Origin of the sequence: Anoxybacillus sp., from assembly GCF_036834105.1 — a bacterium.
Taxonomy (GTDB): Bacteria; Bacillota; Bacilli; order Bacillales; family Anoxybacillaceae; genus Anoxybacillus.
The window spans coordinates 1-1,842 of the sequence record NZ_DAITON010000229.1; the positions used below are offsets into that span (position 1 = coordinate 1).

Annotated in this window: 2 protein-coding genes; one reads left to right on the forward strand and one right to left on the reverse strand. The window is 38.9% G+C overall.

The genetic code is table 11. The features are described from left to right. Positions 1-30: 30 nt before the first annotated feature. A complete protein-coding gene (locus V7Z64_RS13215; protein WP_297987177.1) occupies positions 31-708 on the reverse strand; it encodes an MgtC/SapB family protein in 678 nt (225 codons plus the stop codon). Between the two features lie 45 nt (positions 709-753). Between V7Z64_RS13215 and V7Z64_RS13220 the strand changes: the two genes are divergently transcribed. Further along, positions 754-1,677 (forward strand): DMT family transporter, encoded by a 924-nt coding sequence (locus V7Z64_RS13220; protein WP_442885215.1) that lies wholly within the window; start codon positions 754-756, stop codon positions 1,675-1,677. Positions 1,678-1,842: the final 165 nt, after the last annotated feature.

Consider the following 1,842-nt stretch of genomic DNA (forward strand, 5'->3'; position numbering starts at 1 on the left):
ATACTAATCTAAATGATAATCATTTTCAAGCTAAATATTCTCAACATCGACGCCCCGAATAGAAGGAATTTGATGAATAAACTCGTATACATCTGTCGTTGCCCGCTTTTGATCAACCGATACTTTTAACTCAACAAAGTGATTTCCGTTGTCTAAGTCTTTAATGCGCACCGTTTTGATGCGAATATTTTTTTGTTTAATGGCTTCGATTACTTCTGAAATTTTTGTTGCATCTAATACGATCAGTTTGACAGAAAGTTCTTTTTCTCTCAATTGTTTTGGTCCGAAGACGGTTGTTACAAGCGGGATGAGCTCAACGCTAGCGATAAGAAAAATAACACCGAGAATAGCTTCAATATAAAAGTTTGCTCCAACAGCAACACCGACACCAGCTGCTCCCCAAATAAGCGCAGCGGTTGTCAAACCGGAAATGCTATCATTTCCACGCCGGAGAATAACGCCGGCCCCAAGAAAACCAATACCTGATACGATTTGAGCAGCGAGACGCAGCGGATCCATGTTAATATGAGCGGCTTTTGGAAACGTGTATGCCGATTCAATCGAAACGATAGTTAGTAAACAACTTACAATCGAAATGACAAGACATGTTTTAAGGCCAACGGGTTTTCTTTTTAGTTCTCGTTCTAAGCCAATAATAAGTCCGAGGACAGCGGAAATTCCTAGTTTCATAAGCACGTGAGCGTCCATAAGACATTCCCCCTTTTCATAAGTATATTCGAAAGGATGAAGAGCATGAAGGCATACGTTGCATTACTTATCGGAGCGTTTTCAATCTCTACCTCAGCTATTTTTGTAAAATTTACAGATGCTCCATCAGCTGTTATAGCATTTTATCGTCTTTTTTTTGCGGTTGTTTTCATGACCCCGTTGTTCCTAACCAAACATACAAGAGAAACAAAAGAGATGAATAAAACAGATTGGGGATTTGCATTATTATCTGGAACGTTACTTGCATTTCATTTTATCCTTTGGTTTGAATCGCTTCGTTATACATCTGTCGCAAGCTCAGTTGTTTTAGTTACATTGCAGCCGTTATTTGCTTTTGTTGGTGGCGTTCTCTTTTTTAAGGAAAAGATAGCGATGAACGAATGGGTTAGTGCGATACTCGCCATTTCAGGTAGTGTAATCATCGGATGGGGGGATCTTCGGGTAAGCGGTGAAGCACTTTACGGTGATCTGCTTGCATTAATTGCATGTGCTATGGTAACAGGTTATTGGCTAGTTGGTCAACATTTGCGGAAGCAACTCTCTTCAATTACATATACGTATATCGTTTATGGAATTGCTTCAATAGTATTAAGTGTATATGTAGTATTATTTCGCTATTCATTTTTTTCGTACGATGAACGCGACTGGTGGTGCTTCATTTTGTTAGCTATCATTCCAACATTGTTTGGTCATTCACTTTTCAATTGGGCGATCAAATGGGTAAATGCAGCTATGGTGTCGATTGCTATTTTATTCGAACCAATTGGAGCCATCGCGTTAGCGTATATATGGCTAGGGGAAAAAGTTTATTTGACGCAAGGAATTGGTTCGCTTCTTATTGTCATTGGAATCGGGGCATACATGTTTGGAAAACACATAAAAAATTTTAAAAAAGTAGTTGCGTTTAAAAAAAAGAAGATGGTATATTTAAAAACGTCGCTGCTGTGATGTGGCGATAAAAAATGTCCTTGACATCGAAAATGAGATGTGCTAAATTAAGAAGGTCGCGAAAAACGACAAAGATGTTCCTTGAAAACTGAACGAAGCGAAAAGCGTATGAAGCTAGAGAGATAAACTTTCTATGGAGAGTTTGATCCTGGCTCAGGACGAACG